22 protein-coding genes are annotated in these 17,404 nt (G+C 70.9%); 8 read left to right on the top strand and 14 right to left on the bottom strand.

Annotated features, from left to right (window positions below; genetic code table 11):
• Window positions 1-11: 11 nt before the first annotated feature.
• Window positions 12-875, top strand: coding sequence for a dihydropteroate synthase (gene folP, locus H6G99_RS02655; protein ID WP_190609659.1), 864 nt, complete (start codon window positions 12-14; stop codon window positions 873-875).
• A gap of 25 nt (window positions 876-900) precedes the next feature.
• Here folP and H6G99_RS02650 read toward each other — a convergent pair whose 3' ends face one another.
• On the bottom strand, window positions 901-1,182 hold the full coding sequence (locus H6G99_RS02650; RefSeq protein WP_094586924.1) for a hypothetical protein: 282 nt from the start codon (window positions 1,180-1,182) through the stop codon (window positions 901-903).
• A gap of 138 nt (window positions 1,183-1,320) precedes the next feature.
• On the opposite strand from H6G99_RS02650, the gene H6G99_RS02645 reads away from it, so the two are divergent.
• Window positions 1,321-1,524 (top strand): hypothetical protein, encoded by a 204-nt coding sequence (locus tag H6G99_RS02645; RefSeq protein WP_190609657.1) that lies wholly within the window; start codon window positions 1,321-1,323, stop codon window positions 1,522-1,524.
• A 32-nt stretch (window positions 1,525-1,556) separates the two neighbouring features.
• Here H6G99_RS02645 and H6G99_RS02640 read toward each other — a convergent pair whose 3' ends face one another.
• Window positions 1,557-2,048: a LexA family protein gene (locus tag H6G99_RS02640; RefSeq protein WP_190609656.1), complete on the bottom strand. Its 492-nt coding sequence runs from the start codon at window positions 2,046-2,048 to the stop codon at window positions 1,557-1,559.
• Between the two features lie 96 nt (window positions 2,049-2,144).
• Between H6G99_RS02640 and H6G99_RS02635 the strand changes: the two genes are divergently transcribed.
• From H6G99_RS02635 to H6G99_RS02625, 3 genes are all read left to right on the top strand, one after another.
• On the top strand, window positions 2,145-2,633 hold the full coding sequence (locus tag H6G99_RS02635) for a cupin domain-containing protein (protein WP_094586918.1): 489 nt from the start codon (window positions 2,145-2,147) through the stop codon (window positions 2,631-2,633).
• Between the two features lie 71 nt (window positions 2,634-2,704).
• Window positions 2,705-3,019: a hypothetical protein gene (locus H6G99_RS02630; protein ID WP_190609655.1), complete on the top strand. Its 315-nt coding sequence runs from the start codon at window positions 2,705-2,707 to the stop codon at window positions 3,017-3,019.
• 60 nt (window positions 3,020-3,079) lie between these two features.
• Window positions 3,080-4,195 carry a DUF4912 domain-containing protein gene (locus H6G99_RS02625; protein WP_190609654.1) on the top strand — a complete coding sequence of 372 codons (1,116 nt, stop codon included), beginning with the start codon at window positions 3,080-3,082 and terminating at the stop codon, window positions 4,193-4,195.
• Here the strand turns inward: H6G99_RS02625 and H6G99_RS02620 are convergent.
• Both H6G99_RS02620 and H6G99_RS02615 read right to left on the bottom strand, forming a co-directional pair.
• A complete protein-coding gene (locus H6G99_RS02620) occupies window positions 4,192-5,733 on the bottom strand; it encodes a bifunctional aminoglycoside phosphotransferase/ATP-binding protein (RefSeq protein ID WP_190609652.1) in 1,542 nt (513 codons plus the stop codon). The genes H6G99_RS02625 and H6G99_RS02620 overlap by 4 nt on opposite strands.
• On the bottom strand, window positions 5,699-6,205 hold the full coding sequence (locus tag H6G99_RS02615; RefSeq protein WP_190609650.1) for a TspO/MBR family protein: 507 nt from the start codon (window positions 6,203-6,205) through the stop codon (window positions 5,699-5,701). The genes H6G99_RS02620 and H6G99_RS02615 overlap by 35 nt, the downstream gene beginning before the upstream one ends.
• A gap of 161 nt (window positions 6,206-6,366) precedes the next feature.
• Here H6G99_RS02615 and H6G99_RS02610 point away from each other — a divergent pair, with 161 nt between their 5' ends.
• Window positions 6,367-6,528 (top strand): hypothetical protein, encoded by a 162-nt coding sequence (locus H6G99_RS02610; RefSeq protein ID WP_190609649.1) that lies wholly within the window; start codon window positions 6,367-6,369, stop codon window positions 6,526-6,528.
• Here the strand turns inward: H6G99_RS02610 and H6G99_RS02605 are convergent.
• The 5 genes from H6G99_RS02605 to H6G99_RS02585 form a co-directional block, all read right to left on the bottom strand.
• Window positions 6,462-6,965: a hypothetical protein gene (locus H6G99_RS02605; RefSeq protein ID WP_190609648.1), complete on the bottom strand. Its 504-nt coding sequence runs from the start codon at window positions 6,963-6,965 to the stop codon at window positions 6,462-6,464. The genes H6G99_RS02610 and H6G99_RS02605 overlap by 67 nt on opposite strands.
• A 257-nt stretch (window positions 6,966-7,222) precedes the next feature.
• On the bottom strand, window positions 7,223-7,600 hold the full coding sequence (locus H6G99_RS02600; protein ID WP_233134046.1) for a hypothetical protein: 378 nt from the start codon (window positions 7,598-7,600) through the stop codon (window positions 7,223-7,225).
• A 10-nt stretch (window positions 7,601-7,610) separates the two neighbouring features.
• Window positions 7,611-7,856 carry a hypothetical protein gene (locus tag H6G99_RS02595; protein ID WP_015108440.1) on the bottom strand — a complete coding sequence of 82 codons (246 nt, stop codon included), beginning with the start codon at window positions 7,854-7,856 and terminating at the stop codon, window positions 7,611-7,613.
• 151 nt (window positions 7,857-8,007) lie between these two features.
• Complete coding sequence (locus H6G99_RS02590) at window positions 8,008-8,640, bottom strand: DUF4335 domain-containing protein (RefSeq protein ID WP_190609646.1); 633 nt, start codon at window positions 8,638-8,640, stop codon at window positions 8,008-8,010.
• Between the two features lie 22 nt (window positions 8,641-8,662).
• The gene (locus H6G99_RS02585) at window positions 8,663-9,217 is read right to left on the bottom strand and encodes a DUF3038 domain-containing protein (protein WP_190609645.1); all 555 of its coding nucleotides are present in this window, start codon (window positions 9,215-9,217) and stop codon (window positions 8,663-8,665) included.
• A 79-nt stretch (window positions 9,218-9,296) separates the two neighbouring features.
• On the opposite strand from H6G99_RS02585, the gene H6G99_RS02580 reads away from it, so the two are divergent.
• Window positions 9,297-9,836: an adenine phosphoribosyltransferase gene (locus H6G99_RS02580; protein WP_190609643.1), complete on the top strand. Its 540-nt coding sequence runs from the start codon at window positions 9,297-9,299 to the stop codon at window positions 9,834-9,836.
• Between the two features lie 3 nt (window positions 9,837-9,839).
• Here H6G99_RS02580 and H6G99_RS02575 read toward each other — a convergent pair whose 3' ends face one another.
• The 5 genes from H6G99_RS02575 to dapB all read right to left on the bottom strand — a co-directional run bounded on the left by H6G99_RS02575 (window position 9,840) and on the right by dapB (window position 13,200).
• A complete protein-coding gene (locus H6G99_RS02575) occupies window positions 9,840-10,052 on the bottom strand; it encodes a DUF2949 domain-containing protein (RefSeq protein WP_094587206.1) in 213 nt (70 codons plus the stop codon).
• On the bottom strand, window positions 9,973-11,238 hold the full coding sequence (locus tag H6G99_RS02570; RefSeq protein ID WP_094587204.1) for an FAD-dependent monooxygenase: 1,266 nt from the start codon (window positions 11,236-11,238) through the stop codon (window positions 9,973-9,975). Before H6G99_RS02570 ends, H6G99_RS02575 begins: the two co-directional genes overlap by 80 nt.
• 97 nt (window positions 11,239-11,335) lie before the next feature.
• Window positions 11,336-11,605, bottom strand: a complete 270-nt coding sequence (locus tag H6G99_RS02565; protein WP_094587186.1) for a CAB/ELIP/HLIP family chlorophyll-binding protein — start codon at window positions 11,603-11,605, stop codon at window positions 11,336-11,338.
• Window positions 11,606-11,669: 64 nt separating this feature from the next.
• Window positions 11,670-12,317, bottom strand: a complete 648-nt coding sequence (locus H6G99_RS02560) for a DUF8619 family protein (protein ID WP_094587184.1) — start codon at window positions 12,315-12,317, stop codon at window positions 11,670-11,672.
• A 16-nt stretch (window positions 12,318-12,333) separates the two neighbouring features.
• Window positions 12,334-13,200 carry a 4-hydroxy-tetrahydrodipicolinate reductase gene (dapB, locus tag H6G99_RS02555; protein ID WP_190609642.1) on the bottom strand — a complete coding sequence of 289 codons (867 nt, stop codon included), beginning with the start codon at window positions 13,198-13,200 and terminating at the stop codon, window positions 12,334-12,336.
• A gap of 137 nt (window positions 13,201-13,337) precedes the next feature.
• Here dapB and H6G99_RS02550 point away from each other — a divergent pair, with 137 nt between their 5' ends.
• Complete coding sequence (locus H6G99_RS02550; protein ID WP_094587180.1) at window positions 13,338-17,354, top strand: magnesium chelatase subunit H; 4,017 nt, start codon at window positions 13,338-13,340, stop codon at window positions 17,352-17,354.
• Window positions 17,355-17,404 lie beyond the last annotated feature (50 nt).

Genomic DNA, 17,404 nt, shown 5'->3' with positions numbered 1-17,404 from the left:
CTGCGAACGCCGTGAGCCCCACCGGCCCCGTCGCCGCCCCGCCCGGGTTCCGCTGGGGGGACCGCACCCTCGTGATGGGGGTCCTCAACCTCACCCCCGATTCCTTCAGCGACGGTGGCCGTTACGAGGCCCCCGAGGCGGCCCTGCGCCAGGCCCGCCTGCTGCACCGTCAGGGGGCCGACCTGCTCGATCTGGGGGGGCAGAGCACCCGCCCCGGGGCCACCGAGATCGATGCCGAGGCCGAGATCGCCCGGGTGCTGCCCGTCCTGCGGCGGATCCTGGCCTCTCTGCCGCCCCCGGCGGCCGGCGGCCCCCTGCTGTCGATCGACACCTTCCGCGCCCCGGTGGCGGAGGCGGCCCTGGCGGCCGGGGCCCACTGGATCAACGACGTCAGTGCCGGCCGGCGCGATCCCGACCTGCTGGCGGTGGTGGCGGCCGCGGACTGCCCCTGCGTGCTGATGCACAGCCGCGGCGACAGCCGCACCATGGATGGCTTGGCCCGCTACGGCGACGTGGTCGCCGAGGTGCGGCAGGAGCTGCTGCAGGCCACCGATCGGGCCCTGGCGGCGGGGGTGCGTGCGGAGCGGATCCTCTGGGATCCGGGGCTGGGCTTCGCCAAGACCACCGCCCACAACCTCGCCCTGTTGCGGGGTCTGGCCCTGCTGCGGGCCGAGGGCTTCCCCCTGCTGGTGGGGCCGTCCCGCAAGCGCTTCATCGGTGAGGTGCTGGCCGAGCCCCGCCCCCGGGCCCGTCTCTGGGGCACGGCGGCGGTCTGCGGCCAGGCCATCGCCGCCGGTGCCGACGTGCTGCGCGTGCACGACGTCGGGCCGATCGTGCAGACGGCCCGCATGGCCGATGCCCTCTGGCGCGCCTGACCCGTCCGGCCGATCCGGCGCTCCGTCAGGCCGGCGGTTCCTCCTGCCGTCCCGTCAGCAGGGTCTGCACCATCAGCCGCAGGGTCGCCCGGTTGCCGCCGGCGGCCCGCCAGCTTTCCAGCCACTGCAGCAGGGGAGCGGGGGTGCCCCCGTCGTCGCCCTGCTGGCCGATGCCCAGCCGCTCGAGGAAGGCGCTGGCGTCATCCAGGCAGGAGCCCCCTTCGCCGAAGCCGTCCAGGAGCGGATCGAGGGCCGCCAGCAGGGTCTCCAGTTCGGCGGTGCTCAGCTCCGGCAGGGGCTCGATCATCGAAGCAGGCTGGGGCGGCGTTGCCGCTCATCGCCCCCAGCATGACGCCTGGACGGCGTTTCCCGGCCGGCCCCCGGCGGCCGCTCGCCGCCGGCGCCCCTAGGCTGCCCCCAGCACAGCGCCGCAGCTGCTCCCACCGTGCTGAAACTCTGCCTGCAGGTGCTTGTCTGCGTCACCATCGCCCTGCGCTGCATGGTGATCTTCGGCCACCTGCGCAAGCTCTGGATGGCGGACGGACTGGCCGGCGAATTCCGCCGTGAGCTGCGCCGGCGCGGCCTGCTGATGACCCCTCCCGCCCGTCCCACCGATTCGCGCGCCCTGCCCCACCGCACCGACCTCTGACACCGACCCCTGACGCCGCTGGCTGACGCCGATCAGTGACGCCTGGAGGGGGCGCCCGCCAGGTGATGCACGGCGTGGATCACGACGCCCCACAGCTCGGCGCCCCCTGCGTCGCTCCCCTCCGCGCCGCCCCCTTCGTCGCCGGTGAGCAGCAGGGGCGGACTGGTGCCGTCGCTGGCCACCAGCCACAGCGCACCGCCGCGCCGGGCCAGACGGCGCAGCAGGAAGGCGCCGGCATGCACCGCCACCACCACCATGCCGGGCCGGGGATCGACGCTGCGGTCGATCACCAGCAGGTCGCCGTCGACGATGCCGTCGCCCCGCATGGCATCGCCGCTGACGCGCATGAAGAAGGTGGACAGCGGGCGGGGGATCAGCTCCAGATTGAGGTCGATGCGGGCCTCCACGTAGTCGTCGGCGGGGCTGGGGAAACCGGCGCTGATGGCTTCCGTGGCCAGCAGGCAGAAGAGCGCCGCCGCCCCCTCCCGCAGGGGCAGCGGTGACTGGGGAGGCAGGGGAAGCATCGGGCCGGCAGAACAAGGGAGCTGGTACGGATGTTCTACTCCGGTTGGCCGTCGCCGCGGGATCATCGGCAGCGACCCTCTCCCGTCCGCCAGGCCATGCGTTCCAGTCCGGAGGCGCTGATCGCCCGCTTCGACCTGCAGCCCCACCCGGAGGGGGGCTGGTATCGGGAGCTGCACCGCTCACCCGCTCAGGTGTGCCGGGCCGAGGACGGGCGGCAGCGCGCCGGACTCACGGTGATCGCCTTCCTGCTGACGGAGGGCCAGCTCAGCCGCTGGCATCAGGTGGCGGGGGCGGATGAGGTCTGGCACCACGCCGGCGGCGACCCCCTCGACCTCTGGCGGCTGCCGCCCGGGGGCGGCACGGCCGAGCGGCTGCTGCTGGGCCCGCTCGCTGAGGCCGGGGATCCGGGTCCGGGTCCGCTGCAGATCGTGCCGGCGGGGTGGTGGCAGGCGGCCCGCAGCCGGGGGCGATGGAGCCTGCTGCACTGCTGCGTGGGACCGGGTTTCGCGTTCGAGGATTTCCGGCTGATGGCCGATCTGCCACCGGCCGAGCGGCCCGCCGGCGCCGATCCGACGCTCCTCTAGGTCATTCCGTCACCATGGGGAGCTGATGGATCGGATGAGGAATGGGCTGTCCGAGGTGCGGCAGTTGGGCTGTGCGAGCCGACCGCAGCCTGGCGGGTCGCATGGTCTGTGCCCGTTGCGGAGAGCCGCTGGGCATCGGCAGGGCGCGCCGGGTCGCGGACGGCACACGGCGCCGGGGGCAGGGGGGCCGCAGCGCCCTGGCCCTGCCGCGTCGCTGGCGCCTCTGGCTGCTGCTCGGGGGGCTGCTGGCGGTCTCGGCCGTGCTGGCGTCGCTGCCGGACCGCCCGACCCGGCCCCCGGAGCGACCGGGGGCCGAACCCATGCGGGGGGTGGTGCAGCTGCCGCCGGTGGATCAGGCCCGTTCCGGCGATGTCGCGATCCGCTGACAGGGGCGATCCCGACCGATCCCATCGGCGATCATGGGATGTAACGATTCTTGAAATAGCATGGCCAGGACCAACCCGCTCGCGAACCTGGCCAGCCTCAGCATGCGCCAGCTGCGCGAGCTCGCCAGGACCCTGGGGATCCATCGCTACAGCGCCCAGGACAGGGATTCGCTGGCCGGGGCCATCGCCGATCGCTCGGGCGACAGCCCCGAGGCGGCGGCCCCAGCAGACGCGCCCCGGCCGGTGGCCGCCATCGAGGCCGAGATGGCCCCGGCGCCGCGCCCCGCCGCCGAGACCCGCGTCGTCTTCCTGCCCCGCGATCCCCAGTGGGCCTACGTCTTCTGGGACATCTCCGAGGACGACCGCAGTGACGCCCTCCATGCCGGCGCCTCCCAGCTCTGCCTGCGCGTCGCCGATGTCACCGGCCTGGCCGGCGGTTCCGCCCACCCCCACACCCTCCAGGAGGTGGTGGTCGACAGCCATGCCACCGAGTGGTACCTGCCCGTTCCCCTCTCCGACCGCGACTACCGGGTCGAGCTCGGCTACCGCAAGGGTGGTGGCGGCGGCTGGATCTCCCTGGCCTTCTCCTCCGTTGCCCGGGTGCCGTCCCTGCATCCTTCCGAGCAGATCCTCGATCAGTTCGTCCCCTTCTCCCTCGACGCCTTCCCCTCCACCACCGCCAGCCTGCCCGCCCCCGCCGAAGCGGTGGATTCCGGCCTGCACGAGCGGCTGTACCAGAGCGCGACCAGCCAGTGGCGCCGTCTGGGCCGCGGATCCGAGGCCTTCCACGAGATCGATTCCGCCGCCGGCCTCGAGGGTGGCGGGGAATTCTCCGCCTCCGGCGCCGGCCCCTGGGCCTCCGGCCGCAGCGCCTCGGGCATCGGTGGGGTGGCCCCCCGCCAGCGCTCCTTCTGGCTGGTGGCCGATGCCGAGCTGATCGTCTACGGCGCCACCGATCCGGCCGCCCGCCTCAGCATCGGCGGTGAGGAGGTGCCCCTCTCGGCCGACGGCACCTTCCGGGTGCAGGTGCCCTTCCGCGACGGCCAGCAGCTCTACCCGATCGAGGCCCTGGCGGCCGATGGCGAGCAGACGCGCAGCATCACCATGGAGTTCCGCCGCTCCACCCCCGAAGCCAACGTCAACACCCGCGAGGCCGCCCTGGCCGAGTGGTTCTAGGCCCCCAGCCGCTCCTCCATACGGGCGATCAGATCGCCGGCCGTCAGCTCCGCCCCCACCTCGAGCACGTGCCGAAGCTCCCCTTCGTCGAGGGGCTCCTGGGCCCTGAGCTGGGTCTCCAGCACGGCCCCATCGGCGTCGGAGGGATCACCGCCCCGCAGCCGGCGCTCCTCGATGCGCCGGCGGGCCTGCCCAGGCGTGCTGCAGCAGGCCAGGATCAGGAACGGCACGCCGCAGCGTCGGGCCAGGTCCTCCATCCGCTGGCGCTGATCACGGCCGAGGAAGGTGGCATCCACCACCACCGCGTACCCGGCGGCCAGGATCCGGGCGGCCTGCTCCGGCAGCTGCCGTTCGTAGAGGTCGGCGCTCACCGCGCTCCGGTAGGGATCCCCCTGCAGGGGGGGCGCGTCCCCCTGGCCCCAGGCGCCGAAGCGGCGCTTGCGCTCCACGTCGGAGCTGAGCTGGATCCAGCCCTGGCGCCGGCAGAGCTGGCGGGCCCTGTGGCTCTTGCCGCTGCCGGAGACCCCATGGGTGATCACCAGGGCCGGGGCCGGGACCGTGGTGGCGCGACGGGCGCCCAGGAGGTAGCGCTCCAGGTCCTGCTGCAGCAGCTGCTCCGTGCCGGCGTCGAGGTCGGGCTGGCGCAGGCGCAGGGCGCAGACCTTGGCCCGCACCAGGGAGCGGTAGACCCGGTACCAGCGCCAGGTGAGCAGGCCGCCGTAGTCGCCGCAGCGCCCCAGCCAGCGGTTGAGCAGCACCGCCCCCAGGTCGGTCCGGTCGCGGTGCTCCAGATCCATCACCAGAAAGGCCAGGTCGCTGATCACGTCGATCCAGCGCAGCTCGGGGCTGAATTCCAGGCAGTCGAAGACCCGGATGCGCCCCTCCTCCAGCAGCAGGTTGCCGAGGTGCAGATCCCCATGGCACTCACGGATGCGCCCCTGGCTGCGGCGCAGGGCGAAGGTGGGCTGGAGCTCCGCGAAGCTGTCCTCCGTCCACTGCCGCAGGGCGGCCACCTCCGGCGCGACAGCAGTGCCGGTGGCCGCCAGCACCTCCAGATTGGCCACGGCCGGCGCCTTCACCAGCTCCGGTGAGCCGTAGGCCTCGTCGGGGCGGGCCACTGCAGCGGCGCTGTGGAAGGCCGCCAGGTCATCCGCCAGCCGTTCGAGCTGGTCGGCGGTGAGGCCCTGGCGATCCAGAACGGCGCCCAGCAGGGCGCTCTGGGGGAACTGGCGCATGCGGACGGCTTGCTCGAGGATCGGCCCGCTGCCGTGCAGGCTGGCCCGCTCGGGTGGGCCGTGGATCGGGCTGAGGCCGAGGTAGAGGTCCGGAGCCAGCCGGCGGTTGAGCCGAAGCTCCTCCTGGCAGAACCAGCGGCGCCGCTCCGGGGTCGAGAAATCGACGAAGCCCAGGTTCACCGGCTTCTTGATCTTGTAGGCGACAGCTCCGGTCAGCAGGATCCAGGAGATGTGGGTCTCCAGGCAGTCGACCCGTTCGACCGGATGGTCATAGGCGCCGGGATCGAGCAGGGCGGCGATCATCGGGTCCACGGCCGCTCCGGTGCTCCTTGCGGTTCAATACAACCATCCGCAGGGCGATGGCGGCCTCCACCGGCGTCCACACCAGGGCGGGCAGCAGCAACCCCGAGGCCAGGGGCGAGGCGGGCCCCACGATCAGGGCCAGAACCAGCGTCAGGGTCCAGCTCAGCAGCCAGAGGGGAAGGCCGGCGGTGAGGCGGTGCAGACGGCAGATCAGCCAGTGGGGGCTGCGCAGCAGCACCAGCAGCACGGCGTAGACGGCCACCCAGCCCCAGGAGCCGGCCGTCTGCCAGAAGGCGAGCGCCGAGCCGTAGAAGCAGACGCTGATCAGCGGCCAGACGAGAGCCACCCACGGTTGGGCGGCGATCCAGTCCGGTCGCCGGAGGCTTCGATACCAGACGTAGTCCCGCTCCGTGGGATTGACGACCAGGGTGATCACCAGAACGGTGATCAGGATCAGCAGCCAGGGCGGCACGGGACTCTGCAGACAGCCGCATTATTGGGCGCCGCCGGCCAACCTGCCATGGCGGGCCATCGGGGCAGACCGTGGCGGGGGGTGTCGGTTCGTCGCGGTGGCGGACCGGTCCGTCCGGCGTTCCTACGTTGGAGAGGTCCGACGAGCTTGCTGGAGGCCCCATGCACACCCACGACCTCGAGAACCACGACAACCTCTACGCCGACGAAGGCACGATGGTGATCGGCGAGACCAGGGCCGATGCCCAGAGCCATGCCTACTGGGCCGTGGGGGCCATCGCCCTGATGGTGGTCGGACTGGGTGTGGCCCTGGTCATTTCCTGACCACCCCGTGGGGTGAGAAAGCGCTCGCTGAAGCAGGACAGGGGGATGGGTGCACAGAGTCGGGCCCAGCCCCCCTGCTGGCCCTGACCCTCCCCCTGCCGCTGCCAGGCGGCGATGCGCAGCGGCGTGGCCGATCCCCAGCGGCAGATCAGCAGGTAGCGATGCCCCCAGGTCCGCGGCCAGGCCAAGGCGGTGTCCCCGGCCCAGGGCCAGCGGGCCGGATCGAGGGGCTCCAGATCGCGGTGGCGGCGCAGCAGGGCGGGCAGCAGCTGGCCCCCTGCGGCCCCGTCGTCCCGCCGGCAGAGCTCCAGACGCCTGGCCAGGGCGGAAGGCTGCCCCCGGCTCGGGACGACCAGGTGCAGTCCCCCCCAGCCGGGAAAGCCCAGGCAGGAAAGCAGGGCGCCTGGGGCGGGGCCGGAGTAGGGGTCGCTCGGCATGGGGGCGGAACGCTGACATCCGTTCGGTGCCACCGACCGTCACGCGGCATCGGATCAGCCGGGCGCACTGGCAGGATCAGGGCGAAGGACGCGACTCCCCTGCCGCCATGTTCGAGAACCGCGAACGGCCCGCCTGGGTCAACTGGCTGATCCTGGCGATCTTCCTGTTGTCGTCCTGGCAGCTGGCCGGGTTCTGGTTCCAGCAGCTGCACCACTGAGTCCCCGGCGCGGGACCTGCAGGCCGCGGTGCCTCCGCCTCAGGAGGGACGGCGCGGCCGGGCGGTGAGCCCCCGCACCAGACGGACGCCGCCGCCGACGAGCAGCAGCAGGGCCATCAGGGCCAGCAGGGCCACCACGATGACGCTGCCCAGCTGCAGGATGCCCATGCTCAGCCGGCTCAGCCCACTGATCAGGTTGGCGATGGCATTGCTCACCAGCAGCAGGGCATCCAGCCGTTCCGGCAGCTGCATCAGCCCGGCCAGGATCAGGCTTCCCGCCAGGATCAGCAGCAGGCCCGCCAGCACCTGGCGCCAGCGGGAGGAGGGACGGCGCCGGCGACGGCGCAGCTCCAGACCCTTCCCCGGTGTCGGTCCCCTCGGCGTCGGCAGATGGAGCGGGTAGGGGGTGTGGGGCATGGCCGGGATGTCAGGGCTCCAGCGGATAGCCGGCACCCCGCATCCACCGCTCGAATTCCATCAGCACCAGCTCGTTGGGACAATCGATCAGGGACAGGTCATTGACCGTGCAGTCGCCCTGGCCGCCGTGGTGGAGCGTGAGGTGGAAATGGGAACCGCTCAGGCCGCAGACCTCCGGATCGCTGCGGACCACCACATCCAGGGCGGCACCGAGCCGGGCCACCCGGCGGCGCAGTTCCGACCAGGTCATGCCCATTGCTTCATGACCATGGCTTCATACCCATCGCATCATGCCCATCGCATCATGCCCATCGGTGAGCCCGTTGCATGGCAGTGGAGGCGCTGGATGATTGACCCAGTGTGACCAGTGCCGGGCCGACGTCAACCGCTCGCCGCCCGGCGGAGGCTCAGGGCCGCGGGGTGGCCGGGGCCTCCACGGCCGCCGGCGCCGCCGGTATCGGTGCGGGAGGCACGGCGGGCGGGGGCAGCAGCAGCACCAGGGCCGCCGAGACCGCCAGGGCCGCCGCGCCACCCACCGGAGCCGAGAGGCGCCGGTGCAGGGGGATCCGCTCCATCAGCTCCCTGGGCCCGAGGGGCTCCGGATCGGGAATCGCCAGGGGCAGCTGGACGCGGGGATCAAGGCGCAGCAGATCCAGCACCCGCACCAGATCCGCCAGTTCCGCATCGTCGAGATGCATCTCCAGGGGAGGGGTGTCGGGCTGGCTGCTGCGGAGGAGGAGCCGGTGGCCGCCGTCGGGGTGGGGGCCGATGTCGACCGGTTCGCCGGCCACGCTGAACTCGCGGCGCACGCCGCTGATCAGGTGGCGGGCGTAGGGCAGCACCACCTGCATCAGGGCCTGGAGGTGCTCACGGCGGCCCTCCAGCAGCGGCCGGCCGACCCACTGCAGGGTCCAGCCGGTGATGATGCCCAGGGCCGCACCGCTCTGGCCGATGGAGACGTCGGGGAGACCCTCCACCTGAAGCCGGCAGCTGAGCTGATCGAAGACGAGGCTCTGCTTCATCACGGAACTCTGAACCATGGGGGGTCTGCTGCGGCCGCCGTCACGCCACCGCGTCCATCAGGCTGGCCTTGATGCGCTCGAAGCCCCCCTGGCCGGCGCAGAGACTGAGGCCCTGCACCAGCTGGAGCCTCTGGGCAGCTCCGTCGTTGGGATCGAGCAGTTTCTGGACGCCGCTGCGGCGGGGGTTCATGCGCTCCTGGATCAGTTCCCCCAGACGCCCCTGGAACAGGTCCCAGCGCTCCTTCGCCACCGACTCCGGCTCGCTGCTGGAGAGCAGGGAGCGCAGCATCGGGTAGAGGCGGTCAGCCATGACGCAGAGGATGCGGATCAGGGCATCGGTCTCGGCGACGGGCACCTCACCGCGCCGGCAGGAGCGCCGCAGGGGGTTGTGGCAGCGCCGCTTCCACAGCTCCACCCGGTTGGGGAAGAGCCCGGCGTAGCCCAGTTGCTCGCTCATCCACACCATCGCTTCGCCGCCGTTGAGGTCGAGCGCCTCCATGCAGAGCAGCATCAGATCGAGACGCTCCAGTCCCCTGCGGGGCAGGGGGCGGGAGGAGCGGTCCTGGGTCGCCGCTTCCGAAGTGTCCTTGGCCATGACTGCGATGATGCCAGCGGCGCCGTCCATCCGTCACGTCGCCGGTACCGGTCCCTTCACCAGCACGACCTGCAGCACGATGGCCAGCAGCCCTTCCTCGATCGATCTGCGCGACTGGGTCCGGGACATTCCCGACTTTCCGAAGCCGGGCATCCTCTTCCGTGACCTCACGCCCCTGATGCGGGATCCCGAGGGCTGGGGCGAGGCCATCCGCCTGCTGGGGCTGCTCTGTGAGCAGGTGCAGCCGGACCTGATCGTGGGCATCGAATCCCGCGGCTTCATCGTCGGCACGGCCCTGGCCACGGTCACGGGCGTGGGGTTCGTGCCGGTGCGCAAGCCGGGCAAGCTGCCCGGTGAGGTGATCGGCGTGGATTACAGCCTCGAGTACGGCACCGACCGGCTGGAGATCCACAGCGATGCCCTCGCCGGCGGCCAGCGGGTGCTGATCGTCGACGACCTGCTGGCCACCGGTGGCACCGCCGCAGCCTGCAGCGAGCTGGTGCAGGCCGCGGGGGGGCAACTCTGCGGCTTCGGCTTCCTGGCGGAGCTGGCGGCCCTCGAGGGCCGCAGCCGGCTGCCCCAGGAGCATCCGATCGAGTCCCTGATCATCTACAGCTGAGCCTCAGCTCTGCTGGTCCTGCCAGGCCAGGACGCTGTCGAACTGCTCGAGGCTGATCAGGCCGAACCGCCAGAGCACGGCCGGGAGCGGCGCCTGCTCCAGCTGGGACTGGCGGATGCCCAGCTGGAGGGCGTTCTCACTCAGGCCCAGCTGATGGCGCAGGAAGCGCACCATGGCCGGAGAGGGCAGGGGCTGGGGAGAGCTGCTGATCACCATCCCCCCATGCTGCAAGCGGCTGGAGCAGGCGACAAGGTCCCTGGGTCATGGCCCGCAGGGCGAGGGCCCGGCTGCCGTCGATGCGGGCCAGGCAGGCCAGGGCGAGGCCCCGCAGGGGCAGGAGCCAGCGGTGGCGGTTGGAGAAGATCCGCACCAGCAGGTCGGTGGCCAGCAGGGTGAGCAGCAGATCGGGCCAGCGGCGGCGCCCGTAGGCGGCTCCGATGCGGCGCGGCGACAGGGTGCCCCGGGCGGCCCGTTCCGCCAGCCGCTGCAGCACCGCCACATCGCGCCAGCAGAGATTCAATCCCTGGCCGCCCACCGGATGGCAGCGGTGGGCGCTCTCCCCCACCAGCACCGTGCGGCCGCGATGCAGGCGCCGGGCCAGCTGCAGGGCCACCGGAAAGGCGCGGGGAGGCGCCAGCAGGGCATCGGGCTGGAGACGGTCCGGCAGGGCCCCCGCCAGTCGGTCGAGGAAGGCCGGGGCCTCCAGGGCCTCCAGCTGGCGGCAGCGGGCCGCCGGTGCGCTCCAGACCAGCTGGAAGCGGCGCTCGCCCAGGGGCAGGACCGCGAAGGGGCCTTCCGGCCGCAGCAGTTCCCAGGCCTCGTCGTCGGCGCAGCCACGCATCTCCACCTGCACGGTGAGGCAGGCCTGGCGGTAGGGATGGCTCCACTGACCGATGCCCAGGGCCCGGCGGGTGGGGGAGTCGGGGCCGTCGGCGGCCACCAGCAGATCCGCGCTGTCCGCGTCGGCCGCGTGGCTGACGCTGGCGGCCGGCGCTTCGCCGCCGAGCTCCAGGCGGACGGCGGGGTGCTGGCCGAGGCGTCGCAGCAGCAGGGCCATCAGGGGCCGGTGGGATCCGATCCAGCCCACGGCGTCGGCCTGACCCAGGTCGGCCTGGCCCAGGTCGGCCGGCTCAAAGCGCACATCACGCTCCGCCGCCACGTCGCGCAGGTGCAGCCGGCGGAAGGGCACCAGGGTGGGCCGGAGGTCGCCCCAGAGCCCCAGGCGCTGCAGCAGCTCCCGGCTGGAGTGGGTGAAGGCGTAGGCCCGCTCACGGGCCTGCAGGGCCTCGGCGGTCAGGGGATCGTGCAGGCTGACCCGCCAGCCGACCTGGGCCAGGGCCAGGGCCGCCAGGGCGCCGGTGGGGCCGGCGCCCCGGATCCGTGCGTGGAGCGAAGCGGGCATGGCCATGAAAAAGCCGCAACAGAAAGTCTGCTGCGGCGATGGGGTCCGCCGTGAACGGCGGAACGGAGAAAGGCTGTCCCCCGAAGGGGAGCTGCCATCAGCCGATGCCGAGCAGGCCGCGGGTGAAGGCCTCGCCGCCCAGGGCGAACTCGGTGGCCAGCAGGGCAATGAAGCCGAGCATGGCCATGCGGCCGTTCAGCTTCTCGGCGCGCTCGTGGAAGCCCCAGCCGCTCTCGGCGCTCACCACTTCCATGCGGGGCTCGGTGGCGAAGGCGTTGAGGCGGCCGCCGTCTTCGGTGGTGACGGTGGCGCCGCGGATGGCGGAGCGATCGAGGGCGGTGGGAGCGGTGGGGGTGGCGGCGGTCATGGGAGAACTCCTTGAGAAGTGTTGCGAGAATTGTAACGCATTGTTTCGAATGCGTCCAGCGTCCTCACCCCAGGCGCCGCAGGCAGAGCTCCTCGAAGGCTGGCCGCAGCAGATAGGGGTACTCACCCACCCACTGCTTCAGCTGGGGGAGCCAGCCATCCGAGAGGGCGCCGATGCGGGAGAAGTCCTTGCGCTCACTGAGCACCAGGCAGCGGATCACCATGCCCCGCCGGATCTGATCGTGCTTCTTCTCCAGCGGGAAGCGGATCTGGCCCAGGTAGCCGTCCTCATCTTCCAGCTCCAGGCAGAGCCAGGTGCGGCGGTTCTCCACCAGCTCCAGGCGCCCCTGCTTGTTGGCCTGCTCCCGGCGGTTCTCCACCACCTCCCGCCGGAACTGGTCAGCCACCACCCCCTCGAAGATGGCGGCCGCCGGGTAGCGCCGCAGCACGGCGTTGCGGCGTCCCGCCTCCAGGATCGGCCCCCACAGCACATAGAGAAGGAACACGAAGCCCACCACCAGGAACACCGGGCCCGCCTGGCTGCGGAACAGCAGGGTCTGACTGACCAGCAGCGCGATCACCCCGCCGATCACCGAGATCAGCACCCGCTGCAGCAGCTTGCGCGGGTCGCCGCTGCAGGCGGTGAACTGGGGACCGGTGGCCACCGCCGGAATCAGACGGAGCAGTTCGCCGGGTTTGAGGGGGATCAGCATCGGTGGATGGCTCGGCTCACAGCAGCCTCTCGAGGCCGTAGACCAGGCCGCCCAGCCGGCGCACCTTGCGCACCGTTAGCAGCACGCCGGGCATGTAGGCGCTGCGGTCGATCGTGTCGTGGCGCAGGGTGTAGGTCTCGCCGGGCGATCCGAACATCACCTCCTGGTGGGCCACCAGCCCGGGCAGCCGCACCGAGTGGAGCCGCAGGCCGCTCTCCCTGAGCCCCCCCCGGCAGCCGGCCAGGCTCTCGTGCTCCTCCACCTGCAGGGGGTTGAAGCTCTTGCCCAGCTCCTCCATGAGCTCCGCGGTCTTGAGGCAGGTGCCGCTGGGGGCATCGGCCTTGCGGTTGTGGTGCAGCTCGGTGAGTTCGGCGTAGTCGTAGAAGCGTGCCGCCGCCGCCGCCGCCTGCTGCAGCAGCACCATGCCCACGCAGAAGTTGGGAATCACCGCCCCGCCCATGGAGGCCTTCTCGGCGAAGGCGGCCAGATCGGCCAGCTGGTCGGGGCGCAGGCCGGTGGTGCCGATCACCGGATGGACGCCGTAGGCGAAGGCGCCGCGGCAGTGCTCGTAGACGACGCTGGGGTGGGTGAAATCCACCAGCACCGCGCCGCCGCCCGGGCCGGACTGCCGCACCGCCTGGCCCGCCTGGCAGAGGCTGCCCTCGAAGTCGGCGCTGATCGCCACCTCCAGCTCCCCCAGCCCCAGGGCCAGGCCGACGTCCTCCCCTTCGCGGCCCGGGGTGGTGTCGATCGCCCCCACCAGGGTGCAATCGGGGGCCGCCACCACGGCCTTGATCACCTCGGCGCCCATCCGGCCCAGGGCCCCGGCCACCACCACCGGGATCGGCGCCGGCTCTGCTGGGGACGGGGAGGTCGCGGTCATGGGCGGTTAGCACTCCAGGCGAGCCTATGTGGCCCGGCCCACCGGCAGGGCTGCAGCCTGTAACGCTGCGCTGCAACCGATCGCGTCCCCGGCGGGAGCTCCGTAGGCTGCTTCACATTGCTCAACGCATCCGCCGCATGTTCACGCAGGTCCGTTCCGCCAGCCGCCGGGTCAGCCCTGCCCCCACCGATGGCGCCAACGACCGGGTGGTGATGAAGGCCGTCTACGTGGTGCTCGAACCCCAGTACCAGAACGCCCTCACCACCGCCGCCACCGGCCTCAACGACCAGAACGGTCCCCTGGCGGTGGAACTCAGCGGCTACCTGATCGAGGAGCTGCGCGACCCGGCCAACTACGCCGACTTCTGCGCCGACGTGGCAGCGGCCGACGTCTTCATCGCCTCGCTGATCTTCATCGAGGACCTGGCCCAGAAGGTGGTGGACGCCGTGGCCCCCCACCGCGACCGGCTCAAGGCGGTGGTGGTGTTCCCGTCGATGCCGGAGGTGATGCGCCTCAACAAGCTGGGCACCTTCTCGATGGCCCAGCTGGGCCAGAGCAAGAGCGCCATCGCCCAGTTCATGCGCAAGCGCAAGGAAGCCAATGGGGCTGGCTTCCAGGACGCCATGCTCAAGCTGCTGAACACCCTGCCGACGGTGCTCAAGTACCTGCCGGTGGAGAAGGCGCAGGACGCCCGTTCCTTCATGCTCAGCTTCCAGTACTGGCTGGGGGGAACGCCGGACAACCTGCGCAACTTCCTGCTGATGCTGGCCGACCGCTACGTCTTCGGGAAGGCGGAGCTGGGCCGGCCCCAGCTGACGGTTGCGGACCCGGTGGTGTTCCCGGACCTGGGCATCTGGCACCCGATGGCGCCGGGCATGTTCGAGGACCTCAAGGAGTACCTCAACTGGAGCGCCAGCCGCAGTGATCTGAGCGAGAAGGCCCGCCGGGGCCCGGTGATCGGCCTGGTGCTGCAGCGCAGCCATATCGTCACCGGCGATGAGGCCCACTACGTGGCCGTGATCCAGGAACTGGAGTACCGCGGCGCCACGGTGATCCCCGTGTTCTGCGGCGGTCTCGACTTCTCCCGGCCCGTCTCCTCCTTCTTCTACGACCCCCTCAACCCGGACCAGCCGCTGGTGGACGGGGTGGTGAGCCTCACCGGCTTCGCCCTGGTGGGCGGTCCGGCCCGCCAGGACCATCCCAAGGCGATCGAGACCCTCAAGCGCCTCAACCGGCCCTACATGGTGGCCCTGCCCCTGGTCTTCCAGACCACCCAGGAGTGGGAGGAGAGCGATCTTGGCCTGCACCCGGTGCAGGTGGCCCTGCAGATCGCCATCCCCGAGCTCGATGGCGCCATCGAACCGATCGTGCTCTCGGGGCGCGACGACGCCACCGGCAAGGCCCACACCCTCCAGGATCGTGTGGATGCGATCGCCGAGCGGGCCATCCGCTGGGCGTCACTGCGGATCAAGCCCCGCGCCGAGAAGAAGCTGGCGATCACCGTGTTCAGCTTCCCCCCCGATAAGGGCAACGTGGGCACCGCCGCCTACCTGGATGTCTTCGGCTCGATCTTCCGCGTGCTGGAGGAGATGAAGGCCAAGGGCTACACGGTGGACGCCATGCCCCGCACCCCCAAGGAACTGATGGAGGCGGTGCTCAGCGATCCGGAGGCCCTGCAGGGGGCCCCCGAGCTGGCGATCGCCCACCGCATGAGCGTCGAGGAATACGAGCGGCTCACCCCCTATTCCGAGCGTTTGGAGGAGAACTGGGGCAAGCCTCCCGGCTCCCTCAACTCCGACGGCACCAACCTGCTGATCTACGGCCGCCACTTCGGCAACGTGTTCGTGGGGGTGCAGCCCACCTTCGGCTACGAGGGCGATCCGATGCGCCTGCTCTATTCCCGCAGCGCCAGCCCCCACCACGGCTTCGCCGCCTACTACACCTATCTGGAGAAGGTGTGGGGCGCCGATGCGGTGCTGCACTTCGGCACCCATGGCTCCCTGGAGTTCATGCCGGGCAAGCAGATGGGCATGAGCGAAACCTGCTACCCCGATTCCCTGATCGGCGCCCTGCCCAACCTCTACTACTACGCCGCCAACAACCCGAGCGAGGCCACCATCGCCAAGCGGCGTGGGTACGCCTCCACGATCAGCTACCTCACCCCTCCGGCTGAGAACGCCGGCCTCTACAAGGGCCTCAAGGAGCTGGGCGAGCTGGTGGGGTCCTACCAGCAGCTGCGCGAGAGCTCCCGGGGGGTGCAGATCGTCAACGCGATCATCGAAACCGCCCGCCAGTGCAACCTCGACAAGGACGTGGAGCTGCCTGAGGGGGATGCCGACGCGGCGGCCCTCGACCTTGACGGGCGTGACGGGGTTGTGGGAGCCGTGTACCGCCAGCTGATGGAGATCGAGAGCCGGCTGCTGCCCTGTGGCCTGCACACCATCGGCAAGCCGCCCACCGCCGAGGAGGCGGTCGCCACCCTGGTGAGCATCGCTGCGCTGGAGCGGGAGGAGGAGGGCCTGCGTTCCCTGCCGGGGCTGCTGGCCGAGAGCCGGGGCCGCACCATCGCCGAGGTGTACCGGGGTAACGATGAAGGCGTGCTGGCGGATGTGGAGCTCAACCGGGTGATCACCGAGGCCTGCCGTTCGGCGGTGGGCGCCATGGTCCGGGAGGTCACCGGCGCCGATGGCCGCGTCACCCTGCGGCGCAATTTCGGTTGGTTCTTCGACCTGCTGGAGCGCTTCGGTTACCGCCTCCCCTCCCCCTGGCTGAGCGCCTGCCGCCAGGCGGGCTTCCCCGATGTGGATGTCACCGAGCTGGATCGCCAGTTCGCCTACCTGCGCTTCTGCCTGGAGCAGATCTGCGCCGACATGGAGATGGAGAGCCTGCTGCGGGCCCTCGATGGTGAGTACGTCCTGCCCGGGCCCGGCGGGGATCCGATCCGCAACCCCGGCGTGCTGCCCAGTGGCAAGAACATCCATGCCCTCGATCCCCAGGCCATCCCCACCCGGGCGGCCATCGCCGCCGCCAAGGTGGTGGTCGACCGGCTGATCGAGCGCCAGAAGGCCGAGCAGGGCACCTGGCCGGAAACGATCGCCTGCGTGCTCTGGGGCACCGACAACATCAAGACCTACGGCGAATCCCTGGCCCAGATCCTCTGGTTCATCGGCGTGCGTCCGATGGCCGATTCCCTCGGCCGGGTGAACAAGCTGGAGCTCATCTCCCTCGAGGAGCTGGGCCGGCCCCGCATCGACGTGGTGGTGAACTGCTCGGGCGTGTTCCGTGATCTGTTCATCAACCAGATGGCCCTGATCGACCAGGGCGTCAAGATGGCTGCCGAGGCCGACGAGCCCCTGGAGATGAACTTCGTGCGCAAGCACAGCCAGGAGCAGGCCGCCGCCCAGGGCATCTCCCTGCGGGACGCCGCCACCCGGGTGTTCTCCAATGCCAGCGGCAGCTACTCCTCCAACGTCAACCTGGCGGTCGAGAACAGCACCTGGGAGGAGGAGGGCGAGCTGCAGGAGATGTACCTCTCCCGCAAGACGTTCGCCTTCAACGCCGACAACCCCGGCGAGATGAACCAGAACCGCGAGGTGTTCGAATCGGCGATGAAGACCGCCGACGTTACCTTCCAGAACCTGGATTCGGCGGAGATTTCGCTCACCGATGTCAGCCACTACTTCGACTCCGACCCCACCAAGCTGATCGCCGGCCTGCGCGACGACGGCAAGGCCCCCACCAGCTACATCGCCGACACCACCACGGCCAACGCCCAGGTGCGCTCGTTGAGCGAAACCATCCGCCTCGATTCGCGCACCAAGCTGCTCAACCCGAAGTGGTACGAGGGCATGCTCGATTCCGGCTACGAGGGGGTGCGGGAGGTGGCCAAGCGGCTCAACTTCACCCTCGGCTGGAGCGCCACCAGCGGTGCGGTCGACAACTTTGTGTATGAGGAGGCCAACGAGACCTTCATCAACGACCCGGAGATGCGCAAGCGGCTGATGGAGCTCAACCCCCACAGCTTCCGCCGCATCGTCGGCACCCTGCTGGAGGTGAACGGCCGCGGCTACTGGGAAACCTCCGACGAGAACATCGCCCAGCTGCAGGAGATCTACCAGGAGATCGAGGACCGGATCGAAGGCGTCAGCGAGTAATCCCCGCTCCGCAAAGAAAAGGGGGGCCGAAGCCCCCCTGATCATCTGTT

The sequence above is a fragment of the Synechococcus sp. FACHB-909 genome, assembly GCF_014698945.1.
Classification (GTDB): Bacteria; Cyanobacteriota; Cyanobacteriia; order PCC-6307; family Cyanobiaceae; genus Cyanobium.
The sequence above is the reverse complement of the archived record's forward strand: the minus strand, read 5'-3'. Positions and strand labels throughout refer to the sequence as shown.